General features: G+C 59.3%; 17 protein-coding genes. All 17 read left to right on the top strand.

What is annotated here, in order from left to right:
- Positions 1 to 105: 105 nt before the first annotated feature.
- The 17 genes from mtnA to rfbB all read left to right on the top strand — a co-directional run bounded on the left by mtnA (position 106) and on the right by rfbB (position 23,287).
- Positions 106 to 1,182 (top strand): S-methyl-5-thioribose-1-phosphate isomerase, encoded by a 1,077-nt coding sequence (gene mtnA, locus AACY13_RS12835; RefSeq protein WP_339461971.1) that lies wholly within the window; start codon positions 106 to 108, stop codon positions 1,180 to 1,182.
- A 244-nt stretch (positions 1,183 to 1,426) separates the two neighbouring features.
- Positions 1,427 to 4,195: a DNA gyrase subunit A gene (gyrA, locus tag AACY13_RS12830; RefSeq protein ID WP_339461970.1), complete on the top strand. Its 2,769-nt coding sequence runs from the start codon at positions 1,427 to 1,429 to the stop codon at positions 4,193 to 4,195.
- A 263-nt stretch (positions 4,196 to 4,458) separates the two neighbouring features.
- A complete protein-coding gene (gene serC, locus AACY13_RS12825; protein WP_339461969.1) occupies positions 4,459 to 5,544 on the top strand; it encodes a 3-phosphoserine/phosphohydroxythreonine transaminase in 1,086 nt (361 codons plus the stop codon).
- Positions 5,544 to 6,650, top strand: a complete 1,107-nt coding sequence (gene pheA / locus AACY13_RS12820; protein WP_339461968.1) for a prephenate dehydratase — start codon at positions 5,544 to 5,546, stop codon at positions 6,648 to 6,650. The genes serC and pheA overlap by 1 nt, the downstream gene beginning before the upstream one ends.
- Positions 6,651 to 6,737: 87 nt before the next feature.
- Complete coding sequence (gene hisC / locus AACY13_RS12815; RefSeq protein WP_339461967.1) at positions 6,738 to 7,844, top strand: histidinol-phosphate transaminase; 1,107 nt, start codon at positions 6,738 to 6,740, stop codon at positions 7,842 to 7,844.
- A gap of 32 nt (positions 7,845 to 7,876) precedes the next feature.
- Positions 7,877 to 10,084: a bifunctional prephenate dehydrogenase/3-phosphoshikimate 1-carboxyvinyltransferase gene (locus tag AACY13_RS12810; protein WP_339462343.1), complete on the top strand. Its 2,208-nt coding sequence runs from the start codon at positions 7,877 to 7,879 to the stop codon at positions 10,082 to 10,084.
- On the top strand, positions 10,081 to 10,767 hold the full coding sequence (gene cmk / locus AACY13_RS12805; protein WP_339461966.1) for a (d)CMP kinase: 687 nt from the start codon (positions 10,081 to 10,083) through the stop codon (positions 10,765 to 10,767). The genes AACY13_RS12810 and cmk overlap by 4 nt, the downstream gene beginning before the upstream one ends.
- A gap of 151 nt (positions 10,768 to 10,918) precedes the next feature.
- Positions 10,919 to 12,604 carry a 30S ribosomal protein S1 gene (rpsA, locus tag AACY13_RS12800; protein ID WP_339461965.1) on the top strand — a complete coding sequence of 562 codons (1,686 nt, stop codon included), beginning with the start codon at positions 10,919 to 10,921 and terminating at the stop codon, positions 12,602 to 12,604.
- 810 nt (positions 12,605 to 13,414) lie between these two features.
- The gene (ihfB, locus tag AACY13_RS12795) at positions 13,415 to 13,699 is read left to right on the top strand and encodes an integration host factor subunit beta (RefSeq protein ID WP_090387490.1); all 285 of its coding nucleotides are present in this window, start codon (positions 13,415 to 13,417) and stop codon (positions 13,697 to 13,699) included.
- A gap of 385 nt (positions 13,700 to 14,084) precedes the next feature.
- Complete coding sequence (locus AACY13_RS12790) at positions 14,085 to 15,587, top strand: MBL fold metallo-hydrolase (RefSeq protein WP_339461964.1); 1,503 nt, start codon at positions 14,085 to 14,087, stop codon at positions 15,585 to 15,587.
- A 146-nt stretch (positions 15,588 to 15,733) separates the two neighbouring features.
- The gene (rfaH, locus tag AACY13_RS12785) at positions 15,734 to 16,252 is read left to right on the top strand and encodes a transcription/translation regulatory transformer protein RfaH (protein ID WP_339461963.1); all 519 of its coding nucleotides are present in this window, start codon (positions 15,734 to 15,736) and stop codon (positions 16,250 to 16,252) included.
- Positions 16,253 to 16,724: 472 nt separating this feature from the next.
- Entirely contained in the window at positions 16,725 to 17,783 is a 1,059-nt protein-coding gene (locus AACY13_RS12780) for an LPS O-antigen chain length determinant protein WzzB (RefSeq protein WP_339461962.1), read from the top strand.
- A gap of 351 nt (positions 17,784 to 18,134) precedes the next feature.
- Positions 18,135 to 19,448 carry a UDP-N-acetyl-D-glucosamine 6-dehydrogenase gene (wbpA, locus tag AACY13_RS12775; RefSeq protein ID WP_339461961.1) on the top strand — a complete coding sequence of 438 codons (1,314 nt, stop codon included), beginning with the start codon at positions 18,135 to 18,137 and terminating at the stop codon, positions 19,446 to 19,448.
- A gap of 77 nt (positions 19,449 to 19,525) precedes the next feature.
- Positions 19,526 to 20,473, top strand: a complete 948-nt coding sequence (gene wbpB, locus AACY13_RS12770; protein ID WP_339461960.1) for a UDP-N-acetyl-2-amino-2-deoxy-D-glucuronate oxidase — start codon at positions 19,526 to 19,528, stop codon at positions 20,471 to 20,473.
- Positions 20,474 to 20,529: 56 nt separating this feature from the next.
- Entirely contained in the window at positions 20,530 to 21,114 is a 585-nt protein-coding gene (gene wbpD, locus AACY13_RS12765; protein WP_339461959.1) for a UDP-2-acetamido-3-amino-2,3-dideoxy-D-glucuronate N-acetyltransferase, read from the top strand.
- Positions 21,115 to 22,230: a DegT/DnrJ/EryC1/StrS family aminotransferase gene (locus AACY13_RS12760; protein ID WP_339461958.1), complete on the top strand. Its 1,116-nt coding sequence runs from the start codon at positions 21,115 to 21,117 to the stop codon at positions 22,228 to 22,230.
- A gap of 1 nt (position 22,231) precedes the next feature.
- Positions 22,232 to 23,287 carry a dTDP-glucose 4,6-dehydratase gene (rfbB, locus tag AACY13_RS12755; protein ID WP_339462342.1) on the top strand — a complete coding sequence of 352 codons (1,056 nt, stop codon included), beginning with the start codon at positions 22,232 to 22,234 and terminating at the stop codon, positions 23,285 to 23,287.
- Positions 23,288 to 23,296 lie beyond the last annotated feature (9 nt).

Below are 23,296 nucleotides of genomic sequence, written 5' to 3'. Positions count from 1 at the left end.
GCTTGAAGCTGAAAGCGCCTGGCTGGCCCGATTGCCCGAGCGGGCTGGCGCTGTTTGGCGGGCCTTGTGCGTATAATGCTCGGCTTTTTCCGGGAGGGGTGCGTCATGCGCGAGCAATTGCTAGCGGCAGAGCAGGTCAGGGCTATCGAGTGGCGCGCTGGTGCGCTGCATCTGCTCGACCAGCGCGCCTTGCCTTTCGAGGAAACCTGGCTCAGTTACAGCACTGCAGCCGCTGTGGCCGAGGCCATCCGCGACATGGTGGTGCGCGGGGCACCGGCCATCGGCATCAGTGCGGCCTATGCGTTGGTGCTGGCCGTGCGTGCGCGGCTGGCTGCTGGTGGCGACTGGCGCGCGGCGCTGGAGGAGGACTTTGCCCTGCTGGCCGCCGCGCGGCCGACCGCGGTCAACCTGGTCTGGGCGCTCAACCGTATGCGCGAGCGTCTGGAGCGGGTGAAAGAGGATGATGTTGTCTTGGCGGTGCTGGAAGCCGAGGCGGTGGGCATTCATCAGAGTGATCGCGACGCCAACCTGACCATGGCTCAGCTCGGCGTCGAGCTGATCCGCAAGCATCAGGGTAATCTGCAGAACCTGCTCACCCACTGCAACGCCGGAGCCCTGGCTACCGGCGGCTTCGGCACCGCCCTGGGGGTGATCCGCGCAGCCTATCTGGACGGTCTGGTTGAGCGCGTCTACGCCGACGAGACCCGGCCCTGGCTGCAGGGTTCGCGTTTGACTGCCTGGGAACTGGCCGCCGACGGTATTCCGGTCACGGTGAACGCCGACTCGGCCGCTGCGCACCTGATGAAAACCCGCGGCATCACCTGGGTCATAGTCGGGGCCGACCGTATCGCCGCCAATGGCGATGTGGCCAACAAGATCGGCACCTACCAGCTGGCGGTCAATGCCATGCACCACGGCGTGCGCTTTATGGTGGTGGCTCCCAGTTCGACCATCGATATGAGCATGGAGCATGGCGACGACATTCCCATCGAGGAGCGGGCCGGCAGCGAACTGCTGGAGCTGGGGGGCAAGCGGGTGGCCGGCGAGATTGCTGCACTGAATCCGGTGTTCGACGTGACCCCGGCGGATCTGATCGACTTCCTGGTGACCGAGAAGGGTGTAATCGATCGTCCGGATGCGGCGAAAATGGCGCAGCTGATGTGCCGCAAGCGTTTGCATTGAGCTTTTTTGTAGCCTTGTGCAACTAGTCGCCCGGCTGCCGCTGGGGATAGGTGCGCCGCGGCGATTGTGGTAAGCTCCGGCGGTTTTCAGGGGTGGCCATTGCGGGCATCTCAACTGCGCAGCTACATGGCATAACTCATTGATTTGTCGTGAGTCGCTGGAGGCCTGAAGGCGCAGCGACAGGCTCTGTTCCATTCAGGACGAATGGCGCGGAGTTTCACCAGAAAAAGGAACAAGGCTACTCATGGGCGAACTGGCCAAAGAAATCCTCCCGGTCAATATTGAAGACGAACTCAAGCAGTCCTACCTCGATTACGCGATGAGCGTGATCGTCGGGCGAGCGCTGCCGGATGCACGCGATGGCTTGAAGCCCGTGCACCGTCGGGTGCTGTTTGCCATGAGCGAGTTGGGCAACGACTGGAACAAGGCATATAAGAAGTCCGCCCGTGTGGTCGGTGACGTCATCGGTAAATATCACCCCCACGGTGATACCGCGGTCTACGACACCATCGTGCGTATGGCGCAGCCATTCTCCCTGCGTTACCTGCTGGTCGATGGTCAGGGCAACTTCGGTTCGGTGGACGGCGACAACGCTGCGGCCATGCGTTACACCGAAGTGCGCATGACCAAGCTGGCCCATGAGCTGCTGGCTGACCTGCATAAAGAAACCGTCGACTGGGTGCCGAACTACGACGGCACCGAGATGATCCCGGCGGTCATGCCGACCAAGATCCCCAACCTGCTGGTCAACGGCTCCAGCGGTATCGCCGTGGGCATGGCCACCAATATTCCGCCGCACAACCTCACGGAAGTGATCAATGGTTGTCTGGCGCTGATCGACAACGGCGAGCTGACCGTCGATGAGCTGATGCAGTACATCCCCGGTCCGGACTTCCCGACCGCGGCGATCATCAACGGTCGCGCCGGCATCATCGAGGCCTACCGCACCGGCCGTGGGCGCATCTATATGCGTGCCCGGGCAATTATCGAAGACATCGACAAGGTCGGTGGCCGTCAGCAGATCATCGTCAGCGAGCTGCCGTATCAGCTGAACAAGGCGCGTCTGATCGAGAAGATCGCCGAGCTGGTCAAGGAGAAGAAGCTCGAAGGCATCACCGAGCTGCGCGATGAGTCCGACAAGGATGGCATGCGCATCGTGATCGAGCTGCGCCGCGGCGAAGTGCCGGAAGTGGTGCTCAACAACCTCTACGCCCAGACCCAGATGCAGAGCGTGTTCGGCATCAACGTGGTGGCGCTGATCGATGGTCAGCCGAAGGTCCTTAACCTCAAGGACATGCTCGAAGCCTTTATTCTGCACCGCCGTGAAGTGGTCACCCGGCGCACCGTGTTCGAGCTGCGCAAGGCCCGTGAGCGTGGGCATATCCTCGAAGGCCAGGCGGTTGCCCTGTCCAACATCGACCCGGTAATCGCTCTGATCAAGGCTTCGCCGACCCCGGCCGAGGCCAAGCTGGCGCTGATTGCCACGCCCTGGGAATCCAGTGCGGTGGAAACCATGGTCGAGCGCGCCGGTGCCGACGCCTGCCGCCCGGACGACCTCGATCCGCAGTACGGTCTACGCGACGGCAAGTACTTCCTCTCGCCGGAACAGGCTCAGGCCATCCTCGAGCTGCGCCTGCACCGTCTGACCGGTCTTGAGCATGAAAAACTGCTGGCCGAATACCAGGAAATCCTCACCCAGATCGGCGAGCTGATCCGCATCCTCACCAGCGCCACGCGCCTGATGGAAGTGATTCGCGAGGAGCTGGAAGCGGTCAAGGCCGAGTTTGGCGACAAGCGCCGCACCGAGATTCTCGACAACCGTCTGGATCTGACCCTGGCCGATCTGATCACCGAAGAGGAGCGGGTGGTTACCATCTCCCACGGCGGTTATGCCAAGAGCCAGCCGCTGCATTCCTACCAGGCGCAGCGTCGCGGCGGTAAGGGCAAGTCGGCCACCGGCATCAAGGACGAGGATTACATCGCTCACCTGCTGGTCGCCAACAGCCACTCCACGCTGTTGCTGTTCTCCAGCAAGGGCAAGGTGTACTGGCTGAAGACCTACGAGATTCCGGAAGCCTCGCGCGCCGCTCGCGGTCGTCCGCTGGTCAACCTGTTGCCGCTGGGCGAAGGCGAGCGCATCACCGCCATGCTCCAGATCGATCTCGAGGCGCTGCGTCAGCAGGCTCCGGAAGGTGACGAGCAGGACGATATCGAAGGCGTGGTGATCGAGGCCGAAGAAATCGAGGATCTGGCCGAAGGCGATGACGCCGACGACGAAACTCCGGACGAGCCGACCGGTGCCTACATCTTTATGGCCACGGCCAAGGGCACCGTGAAGAAGACTCCCTTGGTGCAGTTCAGTCGTCCGCGCAGCTCGGGCCTGATTGCCCTCAGGCTGGACGAAGACGACACCCTGATCTCCGCTGCCGTGACTGACGGTGCTCGCGAAGTGATGATGTTCTCCGATGGCGGCAAGGTGATTCGCTTCAAGGAAAGCAAGGTGCGCACCATGGGCCGTACGGCTCGCGGTGTACGTGGCATGCGCCTGCCGGAAGGGCAGGAGATCATCTCCATGCTGATCCCGGAGGTCGACGCGCAGATTCTCACCGCCTCCGAGCGCGGCTACGGCAAGCGCACCGCGATGGCCGAGTTCCCGCGTCGCGGTCGTGGCGGCCAGGGCGTGATCGCCATGGTCAGCAACGAGCGTAACGGCAAGCTGGTGGGTGCCGTGCAGGTGCTCGACGGTGAGGAGATCATGCTGATTTCCGACCAGGGCACTCTGGTGCGCACTCGCGTCAGTGAAGTGTCCAGCCTGGGGCGTAACACCCAGGGCGTGACCCTGATCAAGCTGGCCAAGGACGAATCCCTGGTCGGTCTCGAGCGGGTACAGGAGCCTTCCGTCGAGGACGACGAGGAGCTGCTGGAAGGCGAAGAGGGCGTCGAGGTGGTTGTCAGCGAAAGCCTCGAGGCCTCCGATGGCGTTGCCGACGAAAGCCCGGTCGGCGAGGAGTGATCTGTCGGGGCGGGTGCGCTCGCCCCTGACAGCGTAGCAGGCCGTTGAAAAATGTAGGCGAGGCAGGCAGGACAAGGCGCTACGTTAGTAACAGCCTCTGGCTGGTCAAAACGGCGAGGAAGCGGAGTTTACTGCTGTAAATGAGCATTCCGAGCCTGTTTTTAACGCAGTAATGCCAACGCAGGTAGTTTTTCAACAGCCTGGTAGGATTCGGCGGCTGCTGGCACGCACCAGCCCGCCCACTATTTTGAGCGAGAGTGGATGTGAGCAAGCGAGCCTATAACTTCTGCGCCGGCCCGGCCGCGCTTCCTGAAGCTGTTCTGCGGCGCGCCCAGGCGGAGCTCCTCGACTGGCACGGCAAGGGCCTGTCGGTGATGGAAATGAGCCATCGCAGCGACGAGTACACCGCCATTGCCGAGAAGGCCGAGCAGGATCTGCGCGATCTGCTGGTCATCCCCAATGACTACAAGGTGTTGTTCCTGCAGGGCGGTGCCAGCCAGCAGTTCGCCGAGATTGCGCTCAACCTGTTGCCCGAAGACGGCGTCGCCGACTATATCGACACCGGTATCTGGTCGAAGAAGAGCATCGAAGAAGCCAGCCGTTACGGCAACATCAATGTTGCCGCCAGCGCCAAGGCCTATGACTACTTCGCGATTCCCGGGCAGAACGAGTGGCAGCTGTCGAAAGACGCCGCCTACCTGCACTACGCCAGCAACGAAACCATCGGTGGCCTGCAGTTCGACTGGATTCCCGAGGTCGGCGACGTGCCGCTGGTGGCGGACATGTCTTCCGACATCCTCTCGCGCCCGCTCGACGTGTCGAAGTTCGGCCTGATCTACGCCGGTGCGCAGAAGAATATCGGCCCCAGCGGCCTGGTGGTGACCATCGTCCGCGAAGACCTGCTGGGCCGTGCCCGCAGTGTCTGCCCGACCATGCTCAACTACAAAGTCGCGGCCGATAACGGCTCGATGTACAACACTCCGGCGACCTTCTCCTGGTACCTGTCCGGCCTGGTGTTCGAGTGGCTGAAAGAGCAGGGCGGCGTCGAGGCCATGGAGCGTATCAACCGCGCCAAGAAGGACCTGCTGTACAAGGCCATCGATACCAGCGACTTCTACAGCAACCCGATTGCGCTCAACGCCCGTTCCTGGATGAACGTGCCGTTCCGCCTGGCCGACGAGAAGCTGGACAAGGCCTTCCTCGCCGGTGCCGACGCTCGCGGTCTGCTCAACCTCAAGGGCCATCGCTCGGTGGGCGGCATGCGTGCTTCCATCTATAACGCCGTGGGTCTGGATGCCGTCGAGGCGCTGGTGGCCTATATGGCGGAATTCGAAAAGGAGCACGGTTGATGACCGATCAACTCTCCGAACAGGAACTGCAGGCCCTGCGCCTACGTATCGACTGCCTCGATGAAAAAATTCTCGAGCTGATCAGCGACCGTGCCAGCTGCGCCGAAGAAGTCGCGCGGGTCAAGATGAAGGCCCTGCCGATCGGGGAGAAACCGGTGTTCTACCGCCCCGAGCGCGAAGCCCAGGTGCTCAAGCGCATCATGGAGCGTAATCAGGGGCCGCTGGGCAACGAGGAAATGGCCCGGTTGTTCCGCGAAATCATGTCCTCCTGCCTGGCCCTGGAAAACCCGCTCAAGGTCGCCTACCTGGGCCCCGAGGGCACCTTCAGCCAGGCGGCGGCGATGAAGCACTTTGGTCACGCGGTGATCAGTGTGCCGATGGCGGCGATCGACGAGGTATTCCGCGAAGTGGCCGCCGGCGCGGTGAACTTCGGCGTGGTGCCGGTGGAGAACTCCACCGAGGGTGCGATCAATCACACCCTCGACAGCTTCCTCGAGCACGACATGGTCATCTGTGGTGAAGTCGAGCTGCGCATCCACCACCACCTGCTGGTCGGTGAAACCACCAAGACCGACAAGATCACCCGCATCTACTCCCATGCCCAGTCCCTGGCCCAGTGCCGCAAGTGGCTGGACGCGCATTACCCCAACGTCGAGCGCGTGGCAGTGTCGAGCAACGCCGATGCGGCCAAGCGGGTGAAGGGCGAGTGGAATTCGGCGGCGATTGCCGGCGATATGGCGGCCAGCCTGTATGGCCTGACCAAGCTGGCGGAGAAGATCGAAGACCGTCCGGACAACTCCACGCGCTTCTTGATTATCGGCAGCCAGGAAGTGCCGCCGACTGGCGACGACAAGACCTCGGTTATCGTCTCCATGCGCAACAAGCCGGGCGCGCTGCATGAGCTGCTGGTGCCGTTCCATAACAATGGCATCGACCTGACCCGCATCGAAACCCGCCCCTCGCGCAGCGGCAAGTGGACCTACGTGTTCTTTATCGACTTCGTCGGCCACCACCGTGATCCGCTGATCAAGGACGTGCTGGAAAAGATCAATCAGGAAGCCGTGGCGCTCAAGGTGCTGGGCTCCTATCCGAAAGCGGTACTTTAAAACCAGCCGCAAGCTCCAAGCCTCAAGCCTCAAGCGGACTCGCCCGGCTTTTTCTTGCAGCTTGCCGCTTGAAGCTTGAGGCGTTGTATGACCGATTTCCTCGCCCTGGCCCAGCCAGGCGTACAAAAGCTGTCGCCCTATGTGCCGGGCAAACCGGTGGATGAGCTGGCCCGCGAGCTGGATCTGGACCCGGCGAGCATCGTCAAACTGGCCAGTAACGAAAACCCGCTGGGTCCCAGCGCCAAGGCGCTGGAGGCGATTCGCGGCGAGCTTGCCGAGCTGACCCGTTACCCCGATGGCAATGGCTTCGAGCTGAAAAGCCGCCTGGCCGCGCGCTGTGGCGTGCAGATCAGCCAGGTCACCCTGGGCAATGGTTCCAACGACATTCTCGATCTGGTCGCCCGTGCCTACCTGGCCCCCGGCCTGAACGCGGTATTCAGTCAGTACGCCTTTGCCGTTTACCCCATCTCGACCCAGGCCGTAGGTGCCCAGGGCAAGGTGGTGCCGGCCAAGGACTACGGCCACGACCTGGAATCCATGCTGGCGGCCATCGACGCCAATACCCGCGTGGTGTTTATCGCCAACCCGAACAACCCCACCGGTACCTGGTTTGGCCCCGACGCGCTGGAGCGCTTTCTTGCTCGCGTGCCGCAGAACGTGCTGGTGGTGCTGGATGAGGCCTATATCGAGTACGCCGAAGGTGATGAGTTGCCGGACGGCCTCCAGTACCTGGCCCGCTATGAGAATCTGCTGGTCTCACGCACCTTCTCCAAGGCCTATGGCCTGGCGTCGCTGCGGGTAGGCTATGCGCTCAGCTCGGCACAGATCGCCGATGTGCTGAACCGCGTGCGCCAGCCGTTCAACGTCAACAGCCTGGCCCTGGCCGCCGCCTGCGCGGCCCTGGATGATGCCGGCTACCTGGCTAAAAGCCGTCAGCTCAACGATGCGGGCATGGCGCAGCTCGAAGCCGGCTTGTGCGAGCTGGGCCTGAGCTGGATACCGTCGAAAGGCAACTTTATCGCCGTGGACTTTGCCCGAGATACTGCGGCGATCAACCAGGCGCTGCTGCGCGAAGGCGTTATCGTGCGGCCGGTAGCCGGTTACGGCATGCCGAATTTCCTCCGTGTTTCCATCGGTCTGCCGGCCGAGAACGCACGCTTTCTCGAGGCCTTGGCCAAGGTGCTGGGCGCGTGAGTGGAGCGAAGTTGTCTGTCGCGGCCGTGCCCATGATCGGCCGTCTGCTGGTGATCGGGCTGGGGCTGATCGGTGGCTCCTTCGCCAAGGGGCTGCGCGAGCGCGGTCTGTGCCGTGAGGTGGTGGGCATGGATCTGGATCCCGAGTCGTGCCGCCTGGCGGTGGAGTTGGGAGTGGTTGATCGCTGCGAAACTGATCTGGCCAGCGCCTGCCAGGGTGCCGATGTGATCCAGCTGGCGGTGCCTATTCTGGCCATGGAGAAGTTGCTGGGCGAGTTGGCCGGGCTCGACCTGGGCCAGGCGGTGCTCACCGATGTCGGCAGTGCCAAGGGTAATGTGGTGCGCGCCGCAGGCCTGGCCTTTGCCGACAAGGCGGTGCGTTTCGTGCCCGGGCACCCGATTGCCGGCTCCGAGCAGAGTGGCGTCGAGGCGGCCAATGGGCAGCTGTTCCGCCGCCACAAGGTGATTCTCACGCCGTGCGAGCAGAGCGACGAGGCGGCCCTGGCCCTGGTCGACAGCCTGTGGCGCGAGCTGGGTGCGGATGTCGAGCATATGCAGGTCGAGCACCACGATCAGGTGCTGGCGGCCACCAGTCATCTGCCGCACTTGCTGGCCTTTACCCTGGTCGACTCGCTGGCCAAACGCAGTGAGAACCTGGAGATTTTTCGTTACGCCGCCGGCGGTTTCCGCGACTTTACGCGGATCGCCGGCAGCGACCCGGTGATGTGGCACGACATCTTCCTCGCTAACCGCGAGGCCGTGCTGCGTACTCTGGATGTATTTCGCGACGACCTCGACGCCTTGCGTGATGCGGTCGACGCAGGGGACGGGCATCAACTGCTGGGCGTGTTTACCCGCGCCCGGGTTGCCCGTGAGCATTTCGGCAAAATTCTGGCCCGCAGGGCTTATGTGGACGCTATGCACTCGAATGATCTGATTTTCCTGGCCAACCCTGGCGGCAAACTCTCCGGGCGTATTCGCGTACCGGGTGACAAATCCATGTCCCATCGATCGATCATGCTCGGCTCCCTGGCCGAGGGTACCACCCAGGTCGAGGGCTTCCTCGAGGGTGAGGATGCGCTGGCGACCATTCAGGCGTTTCGCGATATGGGCGTGGTCATCGAAGGCCCGCATCACGGCCGCGTGACCGTGCATGGCGTTGGTCTGCATGGCCTCAAGGCACCGGTCGGCCCGCTGTATATGGGGAACTCCGGCACCTCGATGCGTCTGCTCTCCGGTCTGCTGGCCGCGCAACCCTTCGACACCACTCTGACCGGCGATGCGTCGCTGTCCAAGCGTCCGATGAATCGCGTGGCCAAGCCGCTGCGGGCGATGGGCGCGGTGATCGAGACCGGCCCCGAAGGCCGGCCGCCGCTGACCATTCGCGGTGGCCAGCGCCTGACCGGTATGGATTACGAAATGCCCATGGCCAGTGCCCAGGTCAAATCCTGTCTGTTGCTGGCAGGTCTGTATGCCGCCGGGACCACCTCGGTCACCGAGCCGGCACCGACCCGCGACCATACCGAGCGCATGCTGCGCGGCTTCGGCTACCCGGTAACGGTCGAGGGCAGCACCGCCAGCGTCGAGTCGGGCCACAAGCTGAGCGCGACCCATATCGAAGTGCCGGCGGATATTTCCTCGGCGGCCTTCTTCCTGGTCGCCGGCAGCATTGCCGAGGATTCCGAGCTGCTGCTGGAGCATGTCGGCATCAACCCGACCCGCACCGGTGTGATCAGTATTCTCAAGCTGATGGGTGGCGATATCACCCTGGAGAACCAGCGCGTCGTGGGTGGCGAACCGGTGGCGGATATTCGCGTGCGCAGCGCCAAGCTGAAAGGCATCGACATCCCCGAAGATCTGGTGCCGCTGGCCATCGACGAGTTCCCGGTGCTGTTCGTCGCCGCCTCCTGCGCCTCCGGCCGCACCGTGCTGCGCGGTGCCGAAGAGCTGCGGGTCAAGGAGTCCGATCGTATCCAGGTCATGGCCGATGGTCTGATCGCTTTGGGCGTCAAGGCCGAGCCGACCCCGGATGGCATTATCATTGAGGGTGGCAGCATCGGCGGCGGCGAAGTCTGGGCCCACGGCGATCACCGTATCGCCATGGCCTTCAGCGTCGCCTCGCTGCGCGCCAGCGCGCCGATCCGCATCCATGACTGCGCCAACGTCGCCACATCCTTCCCCAACTTCCTGGCGCTGTCGGCCCAGGTCGGTCTGCGGGTTGCGGAGGAGGGTAAGGCATGATCGTCGCTCCGGTTATCACCATCGACGGCCCCAGTGGTTCGGGCAAGGGCACCATCGCCGGCCTGCTGGCCAAGCAATTGGGCTGGAACCTGCTGGATTCCGGTGCGCTCTACCGCCTGCTAGCCTTTGCCGCGCGCAACCATGGAGTCGACCTGACCAATGAAGAGGCGATGAAGCTACTCGCCGCCCATCTGGACGTGCAGTTCGTTGCCGGTGGCGCGGGTCATGGCCAGCGCATCATTCTCGAGGGCGAGGAAGTCACGGACGCCATTCGCAACGAGCAGATCGGTGCCGGGGCTTCCCTGGTGGCCTCCCTGCCGGCGGTGCGCGAGGCGCTGCTGATGCGTCAGCAGGCGTTTCAGGAGATGCCCGGCCTGGTCGCCGATGGTCGCGACATGGGTACCGTGGTGTTTCCCGACGCGCCGCTCAAGGTATTTCTCACCGCCAGTGCCGAGGAGCGTGCGCGCCGCCGTTACTTGCAGTTGAAGAACAAGGGCGATGATGTTAATCTCGCGAGTCTTCTTGATGAGATTCGGGCGCGCGATGAGCGCGATACCCAGCGCGCAGTGGCTCCGCTTATACCGGCAGCCGATGCGATCCAGCTGGATTCCACCGAGCTTTCCATCGAGCAGGTCATGGAACGTATTCTGAGTGAAGTCGCCAATCGCGACCTCGCCGGATAACAAGAGCCCCGGCTGCTTAAGTCGGCCAGCTCGCAAGGAGGCATACGGGAACCCAGTCCTAGACCCGTAGGCCTCTTTTTATATAAACGTACCCACATTGTCTGGAATGTGGTTTGGGCGGATTCCCCGCCCTGAATCAACAGGAATTAAAATGAGCGAAAGCTTTGCTGAACTGTTTGAAGAAAGCCTAAAAACCCTGAACCTTCAGGCTGGCTCGATCATCACCGCTATCATCGTCGACATCGATTACCAAGCTGGTTGGGTAACCGTTCACGCTGGTTTGAAGTCCGAAGGCCTCATCCCGCTGGAACAGTTCCACAACGACGCTGGCGAGCTGACCATCAAGGTCGGTGACGAAGTTCACGTTGCCCTGGACGCGGTTGAAGATGGCTTTGGTGAAACCAAGCTGTCCCGCGAAAAAGCCAAACGTGCCGAGTGCTGGATCGTTCTGGAAGCAGCTTTCGCCGCTGAGGAAGTGGTTACGGGCGTTATCAACGGTAAGGTTAAGGGCGGCTTCACTGTCGACGTTAACGGCATCCGTGCGTTCCTCCCAGGTTCCTTGGTCGATGTCCGTCCGGTGCGTGATACCACTCACCTGGAAGGCAAAGAGCTCGAATTCAAAGTCATCAAGCTGGACCAGAAGCGCAACAACGTTGTCGTTTCCCGCCGCAGCGTGCTGGAAGCCGAGAACAGCGCCGAGCGCGAAGCTCTGCTGGAATCCCTGCAGGAAGGTCAGCAAGTCAAAGGTATCGTCAAGAACCTCACCGACTACGGCGCGTTCGTGGATCTGGGTGGCGTCGACGGCCTGCTGCACATCACCGACATGGCTTGGAAGCGTATCAAGCATCCGTCGGAAATCGTCAACGTTGGCGATGAGATCGACGTCAAGATCCTCAAGTACGATCGCGAGCGCAACCGTGTTTCCCTCGGCCTCAAGCAGCTGGGCGAAGATCCATGGGTTGCCATCAAGGCGCGTTACCCGCAGGACACCCGTGTTACTGCGCGCGTAACCAACCTGACCGACTACGGCTGCTTCGCAGAGCTGGAAGAAGGCGTGGAAGGCCTGGTGCACGTATCCGAAATGGATTGGACCAACAAGAACATCCATCCTTCGAAAGTCGTTAACGTCGGCGACGAAGTGGAAGTTATGGTTCTGGATATCGACGAAGAGCGTCGTCGTATCTCCCTGGGTATCAAGCAGTGCAAAACTAACCCGTGGGAAGACTTCTCCGGTCAGTTCAACAAGGGCGACAAGATCTCCGGCACCATCAAGTCGATCACCGATTTCGGTATCTTCATTGGTCTGGATGGCGGCATCGACGGCCTCGTTCACCTGTCCGACATCTCCTGGAACGAAGTAGGCGAAGAAGCTGTACGCCGCTTCAAGAAGGGCGACGAGCTGGAAACCGTTATTCTCTCCGTTGATCCGGAGCGTGAGCGCATTTCCCTCGGCATCAAGCAGCTGGAAGAAGATCCGTTCTCCGACTACGTTGCTGTTAACGATAAAGGCACCATCGTGCGCGGCATCGTTAAAGAAGTTGACGCCAAGGGCGCAATCATCACCCTGGCCGACGGCATCGAAGCCACTCTGAAAGCCTCCGAAATCAGCCGTGACCGTGTTGAAGACGCGCGCAACGTACTGAAAGAGGGCGAAGAAGTCGAAGCCAAGATCATCAGCGTTGACCGTAAGAGCCGCGTAATCAGCTTGTCGGTCAAGTCGAAAGACGTTGAAGACGAAAAAGAAGCCATCAAAGAAATGCGCAAGCAGGAAGTTGAAACTGCAGGTCCGACCACCATCGGTGATCTGATCCGTGCGCAAATGGAAAACCAGAACTAAGTTCAGGTAATCCAGAAAAAGGGCGACTTCGGTCGCCCTTTTTTGTGCCTGCAGAAAAGTGAGGCCTTTCCAGGCAGTGGTGCAGGAGGCTTATGCGCAATCCGGTAGGAGGCGCTTTAGCGGCGATGAAGCGGTACGGCTGACAGCCTGTCGCGGCTAAAGCCCCCTCCCGCGTCGCGCGGCCGAGCGCTGGGCATACAGCCTGTGGAAGGCGCGTTCCAGAGCGGCGCTAGCCCTGTAGGGTGCGCCGTGCGCACCAGGATTGCACTGGGCCGCCTTGGTGTGGAGCGCCGTGGCTAAAGCCCATCCCACGATCCGTGGCGGGCAGTACGGATTGCTGCGCATGCAGGCGTGGGAGGCGCTTTCCAGGCGGCGTTAGCCCCGTAGGGTGCGCCGTGCGCACCAGGGTCGCATAGGGACCGCATGGGGCGGAGCGTCGCGGCTAAAGCCCCTCCCGCGATCCGTGGCGGTCAGTACGGATTGCTGCGCCTACAGACTGTGGGAGGCGCTTTCCAGAGCGGCTCTAGCCCCGTAGGGTGCGCCGTGCGCACCAGGATCGCATGGGGCCGAAAGGGGCGGAGCGTCGCGGCTAAAGCCCCTCCCACGATCCGTGGCGGTCAGTACGGATTGCTGCGCATGCAGGCTGTGAGAGGCGCTTTAGCGGCGAAGCAATCCCGAGGCCAATGCATTCCTTCGAGAACTCGGCCGGCACCCAGGTTGCCTACGAATTTTCAGGCTGTTCAAAACTGACTCAGCATGCTAAAACCGTTCTATCTAGTGATCTAGCCGCTTGAAAAAGAAGGGAAAACCATGACCAAGTCGGAGTTGATCGAGCGCATCGTTACCCACCAGGGTCAGCTTTCATCCAAGGATGTCGAGCTGGCCATCAAGACCATGCTGGAACAGATGTCCCAGGCATTGTCGACCGGTGATCGCATCGAAATCCGTGGCTTCGGCAGCTTCTCGCTGCACTACCGTGCGCCGCGTGTGGGGCGTAACCCGAAAACGGGTGATTCGGTTCGCCTTGATGGCAAATTCGTGCCGCATTTCAAGCCGGGCAAAGAGCTGCGTGACCGGGTGAATGAGGACGAGTAGTCCCGCCTGTGTAGCGCTTTCTGCGGGCTAGACTGTTTGCAGGTCGCGTGCCTGGCCGAGTTCGGTTTACCTTCCCCTTCTTGTCAGCAGGCTTGCTCGCCCTTCGTTCATAAGGTCTCGTGGCAGGCGCGGTCTTTCCTCACATATGACCATTCTCGATAACATTTCAGCCTATAACGAAAAGCGTCCTGTTGTTAGGGGGCAGGACGTCGCTTTGCGCTAATCCGTGGCCGACACATCAGGTTACGAGGATGGCGATCAGGCTTGTGTCATGGCACAATGCCGCCCTTAAAAATCCAGCGACCAATATCTGGAAATTGTCCTAGGGCTAGCCCGCCTCGACAGGTTGATGAGCCTCCCCGTGCCGAAGTTAAAGGACTAACTGATGAGCTTTCCTCAGATATTGCATCATGGTGCGGTCGCTGGCGTAACGGGGTCTTGCCACCAGCTGCAGATGGACGCCGAGCACGCGCTGCTGGTGGATTGTGGGCTGTTTCAGGGGGTGGAGACCTCTGCCGAGGGCAAGGCAGGCGCAAATAGCCTGGCTATCGAGTTCTCACTTGCCGGCATCAAGGCCCTGATTGCAACGCATGTGCATATCGACCACGTCGGGCGTATTCCCTATCTGCTGGCGGCGGGTTTCAAGGGGCCGATCCTCTGCAGTGAGCCCAGCGCCAAGCTGCTTCCCATCGTTCTTGAGGATGCCTTCAAGCTTGGTTTTAGCCGCGATCAAAAACAGGTCGAGCGCTATCTCAAGCTGATCAAGCAGCGCATCATCGCCTTGCCCTACAAAACCTGGTTCAGCCTGGTCGATACCGCGCAACTCAAGGCCAAGATCCGTCTGCAGCGTGCGGGCCATATCCTCGGCTCGGCCTATGTGGAAATCGACCTGCACTATCCCGAAACGGGCGAACAAAAGCGCATCGTCTTCTCCGGCGATCTGGGGGCACCCCATGCACCATTGCTACCGGCACCCAAGGCACCGCATCGCGCCGATACTCTGGTGATCGAGAGCACCTATGGTGATCGCCAGCATGAAGCCCGCCGTACGCGTCGCCAGCGCCTGGAAAAGGTCATCGAGCAAGCCCTGGCCAACAATGGCACGGTATTGATCCCCGCCTTCAGCATCGGCCGCACCCAGGAACTGCTCTACGAGCTGGAAGATATCATCCATCGGAAAAACACCGCGAATCAGCCCCCTCGCCCCTTAGGGGAGAGGGCTGGGGTGAGGTGGGAGGCGCACACACGGCTTCAACTCGACTGGTCCAGCCTCCCGATCATCCTCGACTCGCCCCTGGCCAGCCGTTTCACCCAGGTCTATCGCGAGTTGGAACCCTTCTGGGATAGCGAAGCATTGCAGCGCGTCAAACAAGGGCGCAACCCACTGGGTTTCGGCAATCTACTGACTGTCGACAGTCACGGGGCTCACCTGGCGATGGTCAACCGCCTGGCACAAACCGCTCAGCCGGCCATCGTGATCGCCGGCAACGGCATGTGCTCGAGTGGGCGCATCGTCAACTATCTAAAAGCCATGCTGCACGACCCACGACACGATGTGCTGTTTGTCGGCTACCAGGCGCGGGGCACGCCCGGGCGTGCCATCCAGGTCCATGGTCCCAGTGGCGGCTATGTAGAGTTAGACGGGGAGCGCTACACGGTTGACGCCAAAATCACTACCATAGGCGGCTATTCCGCCCATGCGGATCAAAAGGGATTGCTCGGGTTTGTTACGCGCATGCGTCACTGGCCGTCCGATATTCGTATCGTGCATGGCGATGCCGCCGCCAAGGTCGCGCTCGCCGAGCGCTTCAAGGCGTATTATGAGCAGGCGGGACGTGAAGTGCGGGTGAGTATCCCCACTGGGAGCAACACAGCCGAAGCGCAATAGCCCGCCTGCTACTAGTCACTACAGCGTGCGGCGCGAGGCAGCCTTGCTCGTATATCAATTAACGCAACCGGCATAGGGTCGGTTGTCTGCAGGAGAATGACAACGCGGCGGTGGATACCGTGCTGCGTATATCGATAAACCAGCCTATGGAAACCGATCTATCCCCCCGCCAGCCAGATCAGGCAGCCGCCTGGTATTTGGTGCAGTGCAAGCCTCGTCAGGATGAGCGCGCAGAAGATAATCTGGCGCGTCAGGGCTACCGCTGTTATCGCCCGCAGCACAGCTGCGAGCGCATTGTGCGCGGCAGCCGGCAGACCATCGTCGAGTCGCTGTTTCCGGGTTACCTGTTTATTGCCCTGGCCGAAGATGCCAACTGGGCACCTTTGCGTTCGACCCGCGGGGTCAATCGCGTGGTTGGTTTTGGCGGTATGCCGCTGAAGGTGGATGAGCGGTTTATCGAACAATTGCAACGCCGCTGCGAAAATACGGTCCAACCTGCCCTGCAGCTGGGTGATAGCGTGCGGATCACTGCCGGCGATTTTGCCGAACTGGATGCCATCTTTATGGCCATGGATGGCGATGAGCGAGCAATCTTGCTCCTGAATATTCTTAGCCGCCAGCAGCGCGTGAGCGTGCCGCTGGCCAGTGTTGCAAAAGCTCGATAGTCCTCGGCGTTAGCCCGGGCAAGAATATCCGGCAAGCCGGAACAATGAAAGTGGTAAGCGTTCTCAGGAAACCGACGGTAAATCCTGGGGCGGTAGCGTGTCTGAATAAAGTGAAGCCTCTAGCAGGCCGTTGAAAAACGTTGGCGAGGCAGCCAGCGCAAGGGAAAAACAGGCGAAAAAGCGGAGTTTACTGGCTGTAAATAAGCATTTTGAGCCTGTTTTTAACGCCGCGATGGCAACGCAGGTAGTTTTTCAACCACCTGCTAGCCGTCGACCGCTGTCCTGTACGCGACTAAACAAATCCGTGGTCTAGCCAAAGGCAGGCGACGTGTCCTCGTGGCGAATTGCGGCGCGCGGGGTGTCAAGCCAAGGTACCCAGCACACGAAAACCTCGGCCGGTCATTAGCGGCAGAAACCCAACTAGCTTGGCTTTACTCAATAGCTTGAAACTTGAATTAGAAATGGAGTTGCAGTGAACTCGAATACCCCTATGCCCGCAGCCGCCGATGAAATCGACTTGGTTGAGTTATTCCAGAGCCTTTGGCAGCAAAAGCTGCTGATTATTGCCTTTACTGTGGCGGCAACACTGGCGGCCGCAGCTTTTGCCTTTCTCAGCACGCCTGTGTATGAAACCAAAGCCGGCGTCCTGCCGCCGCGTTTGAGTGATATCGCCAGCTATAACCTAGGGCGTCGCGAGGCAAAGCTTGAAGAGTTCAAGGTTGCAGACGTGTATGGGGTATTCAAGACCAACCTGCTATCGGATTCATTGAAGCGTTCTTTTTTCCGCGAGACCTATCTGCCGGCTTTACCTGCCGATAAGGCCGATAGAGCACAGGATAAACTGTGGAAAGAATTCAATAAGACGCTGACAGTCAAGGCACCTGATATAAAAAATAATCCAGACTTCTATGAGGTTATGGTTACGCATGAGTCGCCGGAGCAAGCTGCCGAATGGGTTAATACTTATGTAGCCATGGCCGCGAAAAAAACCGAAGAGGATATGCAGGATAACGTGCTCACCGAAATTGCGGCCAAGGCGCAGGTGCTTGAAAGGCACATCGATGCCGCGCGGATCACTGCGCAGAAACGTCGCGAGGACCGCATCGCCCGTCTACGCGAGGCTCTGGTGGTGGCCGAGGCCGTAGGCTTCGATGCGCCGCAGGTGGTGGCAGGCAAAACATCCTCGGATGGCGATCTGGCCCAGTTCATCGACGGCAACCTGATGTATATGCGCGGTGCCAAAGCCATGCGCGCGGAGCTGGCAGTGCTGGAAAAAAGGGAAAATGACGATCCCTTTATTGCCGAGTTGCGAGGCATCGAGAATCAACTCGACTTTCTCAAGAAAATCGATGTAAACCCGGATAATGTTTCGGTGTTTACATTGGACAGTGCAGCCGAAGTTCCGGAAACCCCGGTTAAGCCTAAGAAGGCAATTATTCTGGTACTCGGTATTATTCTGGGTGGCATGCTGGGTGTGTTTGTGGCGTTGGTTCGTGGTATGTTGAGAAAGCGCAATGTTCAAATTGGTTGAAATAAATTGAATCCATACTGCGCTGAGTTCTTGTAGAACTAAGAAGAATACTAGCCCTTGTTGGCAAAGCATGGCGGAGTGCCGAACCTCCGGGCGTGAGTCCTTGCGAGTGTCGGCGTGGTGCTCCGTTTAAGACAGTGGGAAATATACCTGGGCGCGGATCGAGATCAAGGTGACACCCCGGCAGCGCCAGTAGAGTTTCATGATTTATCGTTCTCATGGCGCTAACGATAAATCTTAGGGCAGTAATGTGTTTGATCCATTGCTGTACCTGGAAAATGTCAAAGACGTACCCAAATTCAAGAAACAGAATAACCTTTCTATCCAAGTTCGATACACCGGAGTCCTTTGATGCCTCAGCAGAAACTCGCTAGCGTTAACAAGTTCAAAACCAAAGAATCCATCATTGGTATCGTAGGGCTCGGCTATGTCGGCTTGCCCTTGATGTTGCGCTACAACGCCATTGGCTTTCGTGTGCTGGGTATAGACATTGATGAAAGCAAAGTGACTAAGCTCAACGCCGGTCAGAGTTATATCGAGCATATCCCCGGTGACAAAATCGTGGCTGCCCGCCAGAGCGGCTTCGAGGCCACTACCGATTTCCGCCGTGTCAGCGAGTGCGATGCACTGATTCTCTGCGTACCGACGCCGCTGAATAAATACCGCGAGCCGGACATGAGCTTCGTGATCGACACCACCGACGCACTCAAGCCGTACCTGCGTGCCGGTCAGGTCGTTTCGCTGGAAAGCACTACCTACCCGGGCACCACCGAAGAAGAGTTGCTGCCGCGTGTGCAGGAAGGGGGGCTGGTGGTCGGAGAGTCTATCTTCCTGGTTTATTCGCCCGAGCGTGAAGATCCGGGCAACCCGGACTTCGAAACCCGTACCATCCCGAAAGTCATCGGCGGTCACACCCCAGCTTGTCTGGAGGTCGGTATTGCTCTGTACGAGCAGGCAATCGACCAGGTTGTCTCGGTCAGCTCAACCAAAGCTGCGGAAATGACCAAGCTGCTGGAAAACATCCACCGTGCCGTCAACATCGGTCTGGTCAACGAGATGAAGATCGTTGCTGACCGTATGGGCATCGATATTTTTGAAGTGGTCGACGCCGCCGCGACCAAGCCATTTGGCTTTACTGCCTACTACCCTGGGCCTGGCCTGGGTGGCCACTGTATTCCCATCGACCCTTTCTATCTGACGTGGAAAGCCCGTGAATATGGCCTGCACACCCGTTTCATCGAGCTATCCGGTGAAGTCAACCAAGCCATGCCCGAATACGTTCTGAGCAAGCTAATGGATGGCCTCAATGATAGCGGCAAGGCCGTGAAGGGCAGCAAAGTGCTTGTTCTTGGCATCGCCTATAAGAAGAACGTTGATGACATGCGCGAATCGCCCTCCGTGGAAATCATGGAGCTGATCGAGGCCAAGGGCGGCATCGTTGCCTACAGCGATCCCCACGTTCTGGTCTTCCCTAAGATGCGCGAGCACCACTTCGAGCTGAGCAGCGAGGCCCTGACTGCCGATAATCTTGCCAGCTTTGATGCAGTGGTCTTGGCCACCGATCACGATAAGTTCGATTACGAACTTATCAAGCAACATGCCAAATTGATCGTTGATAGCCGTGGCAAATACCGCGCTCCGGCTCCGCACATCATCAAAGCCTGATCACGGGCCCCCAATAACATTACCCGGCAGGTTCGATTAGTAATTTGTTGGGTACTGATGCAATACAAGGAACATCCATGAAAAACTTCGCCCTGATTGGCGCTGCCGGTTATATTGCTCCCCGTCATATGCGCGCCATCAAGGACACCGGCAACGTGCTGGTCTCCGCCTACGACATCAACGACTCGGTCGGCATCATCGACAGCATCTCGCCGCAAAGCGAGTTCTTCACCGAGTTCGAACGCTTCCAGGAACACGCTTATCGCCTGAAGCGCGACCCGGCCAGCGCGCTCGACTATGTCGCCGTTTGCTCGCCCAACTACCTGCACCATGCGCATATCGTCGCAGGTCTGCGCCTGGGTTGCGACGTTATCTGCGAAAAACCGCTGGTACCCACCCCGGAAAATCTCGATGAGCTGGCCTTGGTCGAGCGGGAAACCGGCAAGCGCCTCTACAACATCCTGCAACTGCGCCATCACCAGGCCATCCTTGAGCTAAAGGACAAGGTCGCCCGCGAAAACAGCGAACACAAATACGATGTCGAACTGACCTACATCACCTCGCGTGGCAAGTGGTATATAGAGAGCTGGAAAGGCGACCCGCGCAAATCCTTCGGCGTGGCCACCAACATCGGTGTGCACTTCTACGACATGCTGCACTTCATCTTCGGCAAACTGCAGCGCAACGTCGTGCACTTCGTTTCAGACTATAAAGCCGCTGGCTACCTGGAATACGAGAAGGCTCGCGTGCGCTGGTTCCTTTCCATCGATGCCAACGACCTGCCAGAGTCCATCAAGGGCAAGAAGCCGACCTATCGTTCCATCACCGTCAACGGTGAGGAAATGGAGTTCTCCGAAGGCTTCACCGATCTGCATACCACCAGTTACCAGGAAATTCTCGCGGGTCGTGGTTATGGCATCGAAGATGCCCGTCACTGCGTGGAAACGGTGAATACTATTCGTTCCGCTGCCATCGTCAGTGCACAGAACGATGAGGGTCACCCCTTTGCAAAACAGCTCTTCTGACGACTGTAGGAGCCAGCTTGCTGGCGATCAGAGCTATTGAGCAACAGGACTCCATAATGACTCACTACCAGCACCCCAGCGCCATCGTCGATGATGGCGCACAAATTGGCGAAGGCTCGCGCGTTTGGCACTTTGTCCACGTATGTGGCGGCGCGCGCATCGGCAAGGGCGTATCTCTCGGTCAAAATGTCTTCGTCGGTAACAAGGTCGTGATCGGTGACAACTGCAAAGTGCAGAACAACGTCTCCGTCTACGACAACGTGACTCTTGAAGAGGGCGTGTTCTGCGGCCCGAGCATGGTTTTCACCAACGTCTACAACCCGCGCTCACTGGTCGAGCGGAAGGATCAGTACCGCGACACCCTGGTAAAGAAAGGTGCCACCCTCGGTGCCAACTGCACCATCGTCTGCGGCGTGACTATTGGTCGATACGCTTTCGTCGGGGCTGGTGCGGTAGTCAATAAGGACGTACCAGCCTATGCCTTGATGGTGGGTGTACCTGCACACCAGATTGGTTGGATGAGCGAGTTCGGCGAGCAACTGGCCTTGCCAGTGGCCGGCGAGGGCGAACTTGCCTGTGAGTACACCGGTGCCCGCTATGTATTGAATGGCACAACTCTGAGCAAAGTGGATGCGCAATAAATGATCGAGTTCATCGACCTGAAAACCCAGCAAGTCCGTATCAAGGACAAAATCGACGCTGGTATCCAGCGTGTCCTCGCCCATGGCCAGTACATCCTCGGCCCGGAAGTGGCCGAGCTGGAAGAAAAGCTTGCTGCCTTCGTCGGTGCCAAGTACTGCATCACCTGCGCCAACGGCACCGATGCGTTGCAAATTGCGCAAATGGCTCTAGGGATTGGTCCTGGTGATGAAGTCATCACGCCTGGATTCACCTACATCGCCACCGCTGAAACCGTGGCCCTGCTCGGTGCCAAGCCGGTGTATGTGGATATTGATCCGCGTACCTACAACCTCGACCCGCAATTGCTGGAAGCGGCCATTACCCCACGCACCAAGGCGATAATCCCCGTGTCGCTGTATGGTCAGTGCGCCGACTTCGATGCTATCAACGCTATTGCCACCAAATACGATATCCCGGTAATCGAGGATGCCGCTCAGAGCTTTGGTGCAACTTACAAGGGCAAGCGTTCTTGTAACCTGACCACTATTGCCTGCACTAGCTTCTTCCCTAGCAAACCTTTGGGTTGCTATGGCGACGGCGGTGCAATCTTCACTAATGACGACGAACTGGCGAAAGTGCTACGTCAGATAGCCAGGCATGGCCAAGATCGCCGCTATCATCATATTCGGGTTGGCGTAAATAGTCGTCTGGATACCCTACAGGCTGCCATTTTGTTACCCAAACTAGATATCTTCGAAGACGAAATCACTTTGCGCGAGCAGGTCGCGGCCCGCTACAACGAGCTACTACTGAGCAATGACAGCGGCATCTTCGCCGCGGATGGGGGAGGGGGCATCATTGCCATCCCCCATATTGAACCCCATAACACCAGCGTTTATGCGCAGTACACCGTTCGTGTCGAAGATCGAGAGACGGTTCAGGGCAAACTGGAGAAAGCAGGCATCCCCACTGCAGTGCATTACCCTATCCCGTTAAACAAACAGCCAGCTGTTGCTGATAGCTCGGCCAACTTGCCTATGGGTGATGAAGTCGCGGAGCAGGTTGTGAGTCTGCCAATGCATCCGTATATGAGTGCTGAAGTGACCCAGAAAATCGTGCGGAGCTTGGTTGAATAAAATGAAAATAATCGTTACCGGCGGTGCCGGCTTCATCGGGTCGGCGGTCATCCGCCACATCATTCGCAATACTCACGACGCAGTGGTCAACCTCGACAAGCTGACCTACGCTGGCAACCTCGAATCCCTGGCCGAAGTCAGCGACAGTGGGCGTTATGCCTTCGAACAGGTCGATATCTGCGACCGTGCCGAAGTCGAACGAGTCTTCCGCGAACATCAGCCGGACGCCCTGATGCACCTGGCTGCAGAATCTCATGTGGACCGCTCCATCGATGGCCCTGCCGACTTTATCGAAACCAATATAGTCGGCACCTATACCCTGTTGGAGGTTGCCCGCCAGTACTGGCAAGGCCTCGATGAAACGCGCAAGGCTGCCTTCCGTTTTCACCACATCTCCACCGACGAGGTGTATGGCGATCTGGAAGACCCCGAAGAACTGTTCACCGAAACCACCCCCTATGCTCCCAGCTCACCCTACTCGGCGAGTAAGGCCAGCTCGGACCACTTGGTGCGCGCCTGGAGCCGTACTTACGGATTGCCAACACTGGTCACCAACTGCTCGAACAACTACGGGCCGTATCATTTTCCGGAAAAACTCATTCCGCTGATCATCCTTAATGCGCTAGAAGGCAAATCCTTGCCAATCTACGGCAAGGGCGATCAGGTACGCGATTGGCTCTATGTCGAGGACCATGCCCGTGCCCTGTACAAGGTGGTAAGGGAAGGTCAAGTCGGGGAGACCTACAATATCGGCGGTCACAACGAGAAGCAGAATATCGAAGTAGTCCACGCCCTTTGCGAGCTGCTCGATGAACTCCGTCCATGGCAAGGGCGCTCCTATAACGACCTTATCACCCACGTCCAGGACCGCCCCGGACACGACCTGCGCTACGCCATCGACGCCAGCAAAATTCAAAAGAAACTGGGTTGGGCACCAGCAGAAACCTTTGAGTCCGGCCTGCGTAAAACTGTCGAATGGTATTTGACTAACCTTGAATGGTGTCGCCGTGTGCAAGATGGCAGTTACCAACGTGAACGCCTAGGCACCTCGGTATAAGGACTGCAG

The sequence above is a fragment of the Pseudomonas sp. EA_105y_Pfl2_R69 genome (genome assembly GCF_963970915.1).
In the GTDB taxonomy this organism is placed as follows: Bacteria; Pseudomonadota; Gammaproteobacteria; order Pseudomonadales; family Pseudomonadaceae; genus Aquipseudomonas.
This window is presented reverse-complemented; position numbering and strand designations above follow the sequence as displayed.